The sequence below is a fragment of the Actinomadura geliboluensis genome (assembly GCF_005889745.1).
Lineage (GTDB): Bacteria > Actinomycetota > Actinomycetes > Streptosporangiales > Streptosporangiaceae > Spirillospora > Spirillospora geliboluensis.
The window spans coordinates 1-6,460 of sequence record NZ_VCKZ01000483.1 but is presented as its reverse complement, the minus strand read 5'-3'; the positions used below and the strand labels follow the sequence as shown (position 1 = coordinate 6,460).

General features: G+C 70.9%; 2 protein-coding genes and 1 pseudogene. 2 read left to right on the top strand and 1 reads right to left on the bottom strand.

Features of this window, described 5'->3' with window-relative positions:
• Together ETD96_RS45390 and ETD96_RS39125 are read left to right on the top strand one after the other, a co-directional pair.
• Window positions 1-573, top strand: a pseudogene (locus tag ETD96_RS45390) (hypothetical protein); the annotation flags it as partial.
• A gap of 183 nt (window positions 574-756) precedes the next feature.
• Window positions 757-5,598: an NAD-glutamate dehydrogenase gene (locus tag ETD96_RS39125; protein WP_138641538.1), complete on the top strand. Its 4,842-nt coding sequence runs from the start codon at window positions 757-759 to the stop codon at window positions 5,596-5,598.
• A gap of 36 nt (window positions 5,599-5,634) precedes the next feature.
• On the opposite strand, the gene ETD96_RS48440 is transcribed toward ETD96_RS39125, so the two are convergent.
• Window positions 5,635-6,408 (bottom strand): DUF8094 domain-containing protein, encoded by a 774-nt coding sequence (locus ETD96_RS48440; RefSeq protein WP_478209501.1) that lies wholly within the window; start codon window positions 6,406-6,408, stop codon window positions 5,635-5,637.
• Window positions 6,409-6,460 lie beyond the last annotated feature (52 nt).

Genomic DNA, 6,460 nt, shown 5'->3' with positions numbered 1-6,460 from the left:
GTCGAAGAGTACGGCCCCCCGCCCACCCCCGCCGGGTGGGCCGCCGACAACACGCTGCCCCCCGAACTCGTCACGGTCGGCGAGGCCGGCGCAGCCGACGGGCGTGACGGACGCGACGGGCGCGGCGGGCTGCGGTACGCGCTCGCCGGTTCCGGACGCTCCGCCCTCCTCGCCGGCGCCGCGGCGCTGTTCGTCGCGATCGTGGTGGTCTCGTCCGTGCTGATGCTCGGCTCCGGCGACAAGGGCAAGGCCGGCCAGAAGGTCAGCGACCCGAGCGCCCCGCCCGCGTCGACCGACGTCCTGCCGAGCTCGGCGCCGCCGTCGCGGCAGCGGCCCGTCCAGCAGTCGACGTCGCCGTCCTACACGCCGTCCCCGACCGGCAGCGAGACGCCGAGCGACAGCCCGGCGCCGACCGATACGCCGACGACGTCCATCACCCCGACCCAGCCGACGCCCACGAAGTCGACGACGAAGCCGACCCCGACGCAGTCCAGCACCCCGCCGGAGACGCCGCCGGAGACGCCGCCCGAGACGCCCCCGGGCGGCGGAGCCGAAGGAAGCGGCGACGCCTGACCTCCCCCTGTTCACCCCCTCGGCATGGGAACCGGCGCGGGGGCGGGCCGGGCTGGCAGGGTGGCGTAGGCCACGTTGACCTTGCCGCGGAGCAGGTCGGCTTTGCGGCGATTCCTGGCTACGCTCGTGCAGTGAGCGGCGCCACAACGAGGTGGCGAAGGGTCTCAAGGGGAGTTGTTGTTGATGGGCGGCATGCTCGATCAAGCGAAGGACGACCTGCTCAGGCGGGCCGCCGAAACGTGCGCGCAGCGTCCGGGGGCGCGCGGCGGTGACGTCGAGGAGGTCTTCGACTACCTTCGGCTCTACTACCGGCAGGTCGACCATGAGGACCTCATGGCCCGCGACCCGGCGGACATCTGCGGCCCGGCGATGGCGCACCGGGCGCTCGGCGAGGAGCGCCCGCAGGGGCGCGCGAAGGTGCGCGTCTTCACGCCGACGCTGGAGGAGTACGGCTGGGACCCCGGCCACACCATCGTCCAGGTCGTGACCGACGACATGCCGTTCCTCGTCGACTCGGTGACGATGGAGCTGACCCGGCACCAGCTCACCACGCACCTGATCGTCCACCCGCTGCTCGGCGTGGACCGCGACGTCGCGGGCCACCTGAAGGCGTTCCGCCACAAGCTCGACAGCGACACCGACGTCGACGAGTCGTGGATCCACATCGAGGTGGACCGCACCAGCGACCGCGGCGTCCTCGACACGCTGGAGAAGGACCTGCTGCGCGTCCTGCAGGACGTGCGGGTCGCCTTCGAGGACGAGCCGAAGATGCGCGCCCGCGCCGGCGAGGTCGCCGCCGCGATCCAGGACGCGCGGCCCCCGCTGCCGGACAAGGAGCTCGCCGAAGGCGTCGAGCTGCTCGACTGGCTCGCCGACGGCCACTTCACCTTCCTCGGCTACCGCGACTACACGCTCACCGGCGACGGCACCGCGCTGCGCCCCGAGCCGGGCACCGGGCTCGGCATCCTGCGCAGCGACAAGCGCGAGTCCGACAGCTTCGCGGCGCTGCCGCCCGAGGTCCGCGAGCGGGCCACCGAGAAGCGGCTGCTGATCCTGACGAAGGCGAACTCGCGCTCCACCGTCCACCGGCCCCTGTACCTCGACTACATCGGGGTGAAGAAGTTCGGCGAGTCCGGCGAGGTCGTCGGCGAGCGCCGCTTCCTCGGGCTGTTCACGCACGTCGCCTACAGCGAGTCGATCGGGCACGTGCCCGTCCTCAAGCGCAAGCTGGAGGAGGTGCTGGAGCGCGCCGGGTTCACCGCCGACAGCTACGACGGCCAGGACCTCATCGAGGTGCTGGAGAGCTACCCGCGCGACGAGCTGTTCCAGATCTCCGTCGACGACCTGCTGAAGATCTCCCTCGGCGTGCTGCGGCTGCGCGAGCGCCGCCAGCTGAAGCTGTTCCTCCGCCAGGACCTGTACGGCCGCTTCATGTCGTGCATGGTGTACCTCCCGCGCGACCGCTACACCACCAAGGTGCGGCTGCGCATCCAGGACCTGCTGAAGGAGGCGTTCGACGGCGTCAGCGTCGACTACAGCGCGAACGTGACCGAGTCGCTGCTCGCCCGGCTGCACGTCGTCGTGCGCGGCGAGCGGGGCCGCCCGCTGCCGGTCGTCGACGTCGCCGAGCTGGAGGACCGGCTCGCCAACGCCACCCGCTCCTGGGAGGACGACCTCGCCGACGCCGTCGTCGAGCAGTGCGGCGAGGAGCGCTCCGGCACCCTCGGCCGCGCGTTCGGGGAGGCGTTCCCCGAGGGCTACAAGGCCGACTTCCCCGCCCGCACCGCCGTCGCCGACCTGCGCCGCCTCGACGAGCTCGGCGAGGACGGCGCCACCTCGATCAACCTGTACGAGCCGTACAACGCGCAGCCGGGCGAGCGGCGGCTGAAGATCTACCGGCTGGGCGAGCCGATCTCGCTGTCCCGGGTGCTGCCGCTGCTGCAGAACATGGGCGTCGAGGTGATAGACGAGCGCCCGTACGAGATCCGCACCACCGACGACCGCCGGTTCTGGATCTACGACCTCGGCCTGCGCTACGTCCCGCCCGCGGACGTCCCCGAGGAGGCCATCAAGGACCTCTTCCAGGACGCCTTCACCGCGCTGTGGCGCGGCGACATCGAGAACGACGGGTTCAACGCGCTCGTCCTGCACGTCGGGCTGACCTGGCGCGAGGCGATGATCCTGCGCGCCTACGCGCTGTACCTGCGCCAGACCGGCACGACGTTCTCCAAGCGGTACGTGGAGCAGGTGCTGCTGCGCAACGCCTCCATCACCCGCCTGCTGGTGCGGCTGTGGGAGAGCCGCCTCGACCCGTCCCTGCAGGGCGGCGAGGAGGAGCGCAGCGCCGGCATCACCGAGGAGCTCCAGGGCAAGCTGGACGAGGTCGCCAGCCTCGACGAGGACCGCATCCTCCGCGCCTACCTCGCGCTCGTCCAGGCGACGCTCCGCACGAACCACTACCAGGGCAAGCCGTACCTGGCGATGAAGTTCGACCCGGCGCGCATCCCCGACCTGCCGCAGCCCCGGCCGATGTACGAGGTCTTCGTGTACTCGCCGAAGGTCGAGGGCGTCCACCTGCGGTTCGGGTCGGTGGCGCGCGGCGGGCTCCGCTGGTCCGACCGGCGCGAGGACTTCCGCACCGAGATCCTCGGCCTGGTCAAGGCGCAGGCCGTGAAGAACACCGTCATCGTCCCGGCGGGCGCGAAGGGCGGCTTCGTCGGCAAGCAGCTCCCCGACCCGTCCGTGGACCGCGAAGCCTGGCAGAAGGCCGGCATCGCCTGCTACAAGGACTTCATCTCCGGGCTGCTCGACCTGACCGACAACCTCGTGGACGGCAAGGTCGTCCCGCCGCCGAACGTCGTCCGGCACGACGGCGACGACACCTACATGGTCGTCGCCGCCGACAAGGGCACCGCGACGTTCTCCGACATCGCCAACGGCGTCGCCGCCGAGTACGGGTTCTGGCTCGGCGACGCGTTCGCCTCCGGCGGCTCGGTCGGCTACGACCACAAGGCGATGGGCATCACCGCCCGCGGCGGCTGGGAGTCGGTCAAGTACCACTTCCGCTCGCTCGGCAAGGACGTCCAGAGCGAGGACTTCACCGCCGTCGGCATCGGCGACATGTCCGGGGACGTGTTCGGCAACGGCATGCTCCTGTCGGAGCACACCCGGCTCGTCGCCGCGTTCGACCACCGGCACGTCTTCGTCGACCCCGACCCGGACGCGGCCGCCTCGTTCGCCGAGCGCCGCCGGCTGTTCGAGCTGCCGCGCAGCAGCTGGGCCGACTACGACGCCGCGCTGATCTCCAAGGGCGGCGGCGTCTTCCCCCGCACCGCCAAGTCGATCCAGATCACCCCGCAGATGCGGGCCGCGCTCGGGATCGAGGAGGGCGTGAAGGCGCTCACCCCGTACGAGCTGATCCGGGCCGTCCTGCGGGCCCCGGTCGACCTGCTGTGGAACGGCGGCATCGGCACCTACATCAAGTCGTCCACCGAGAACAACGCCGACGTGGGGGACAAGGCCAACGACCCCGTCCGGGTGGACGGCGCCGAGCTGCGCTGCAAGGTCGTCGGCGAGGGCGGCAACCTCGGCGTCACCCAGCTCGGCCGGATCGAGTTCGCGCTCAACGGCGGCATCATCAACACCGACTTCATCGACAACTCCGCCGGCGTCGACACCTCCGACCACGAGGTCAACATCAAGATCCTGCTCGACCAGGTGGTGCGGGACGGGGAGCTGACCGCCAAGCAGCGCGAGGGCCTGCTCTACGAGATGACCGACGAGGTCGGGCGGCTCGTCCTGCGCGACAACTACGCGCAGAACGTGGTGCTCGCCGCGGCCCGCGCGCAGGCGCCCGCGATGCTGCACGTCCACGCCCGCTACATGCGCAAGCTCGAACGCGACGGTCGGCTGAAGCGGCGCCTGGAGTTCCTGCCGGACGACAAGGCCCTCGTGGAGCGCCGCCAGACCGGGCTCGGCCTCACCGGCCCCGAGTTCTCCGTCCTGCTCGCCTACGCCAAGCTCGCGCTGGACGCGCAGATCGTCGCGTCCGACCTGCCCGACGACCCCTACCTGGAGTCGTGGCTGGTCGACTACTTCCCGACCCCGCTGCGCGAGCGGTTCCGCCGCTACATGGACCGGCACCCGCTGCGCCGCGAGATCATCACCACCGCCGTCGTGAACGACGTGGTCAACGCCAGCGGCTCCACGTTCGTGTTCCGCATGAACGAGGAGACGGGCGCGTCGGCGTCCGACATCGCCCGCGCCTACCTCGTCGCCCGCGAGGTGTTCGAGATGCCGCGGTTCTGGCGGGACGTGGAGAGCCTCTCCCACCAGGTGGAGGAGTCGACGCAGATAGCGATGCGGCTGGAGGCGCGCAAGCTCACCGAGCGCGCCGCCCGGTGGCTGCTGCACAACCGGCGGCCCCCGTTCGACATCCGGGAGAGCATCGACTTCTTCAGCGGCGGCGCGGCGACGCTCGGCGCGCACGTGTCCAAGCTCCTCGTCGGCCTGGACCTGTCGGCCTTCGAGCAGCGCCGCGACGGCTTCGCCGAACTCGGCGTCCCGGACGACCTGGCCGAGCGCTGCGCCGCGTTCGTCCCCGCCTACTCCACCTTCGACCTGGTCGGCGTCGCGCACGACACGGGCCGCCCGGTGGAGGAGGTCGCCGAGGTCTACTTCGACCTCGCCGACCGGCTGCAGCTGTCCCGGCTCCGCGAGCGCATCATCGCCCTGCCGCGCGACGACAAGTGGCGCACGCTGGCCCGCTCCGCGCTCCGCGACGACCTCTACACGGCCCACGCCGCGCTCACCCGCGACGTCCTCGTCACCAGCGAGCCCGGCGGCCAGCCGGAGGAGCGCATGATCCACTGGGCGGACAAGAACAAGCCGGCCGTCCAGCGCGCGCAGCAGACGCTCAGCGAGATCTGGGAGAGCGACAGCTTCGACCTGGCGACCCTCTCGGTGGCCCTGGGCGCGATCCGCACCCTGGTGACCGCGAGCTCCCTCCCGTCCAGCGAGGCGTAGCACGATGGCGCCCGTCCCACCCCGGGACGGGCGCCATCACCGCGCGGACACCAACGAAACCGATTCCCCGAGCACACGCTCCTTCCCAGAAGCAGGCGCGTACCCGATGGCCAACCACTGCCACGTAACCGCGACGGACTTCCCCGCCCGTCCACCCAGATAGTCACGAACTTCAACGGGCAGCCCAGCAGCAGTCCCCCCACTCACCACCTGCTCCTGCTGCACCGCATACCAGACGAGCGCCCCACCATCCGTCGTCCGCAACGAGTAAGACGCACCGGGCCCAGGCGTGAACTCCCCAGCCGCCCCGCGCCAATCACCGACACCCTTCACCCGGGCATTCCGCGAATAGGCGTCAGGCACCACACCGCCCTCATCACCACGAGCCAGATACTTCGCATGCGCGCCCGGCAACCCCCGATCACCAACCGCGATCGCGTACCCCTCCGCATCAAAGGCGATCCGCGGCGGCTCCCCACGAAACGTCAGCCAATGCGCCGCCCGCCACCCACCACTACTCCGCACGAAAACCCCAAGAACCTGCTGCTCAACACCCCCAGACCGCTCCAGCGCGGCAACCCCGAACCACTTGGGGGAGCCCCCTAACCGAGGAACATAGAACACCGGATTGACCAGCGAAATCTCCGCAGAAGCGGACAATTTCCCATAGGTCCGAACCCGAGCCTCGACAGGCAAGGCAAGCGCCCCCGTCACGGCCTCCCGCCAGAGCCGCTCATCCCCAGAGGTAATGGCCTTGTTATGCCGCTCCGCCCACCCCCGAAGCACCGTGAGCGCCTCGCCCCCCGACAAAGCCGGTGCTGGTCAAGGCGTCCGCCGGCGGCGGCGGGCTACGACGTGGTGT

Excerpts from the sequence above, each read along its gene's own strand:
- ETD96_RS39125 (WP_138641538.1), top strand. The coding sequence starts at position 757 with ATGGGCGGCATGCTCGATCAAGCGAAGGACGACCTGCTCAGGCGGGCC.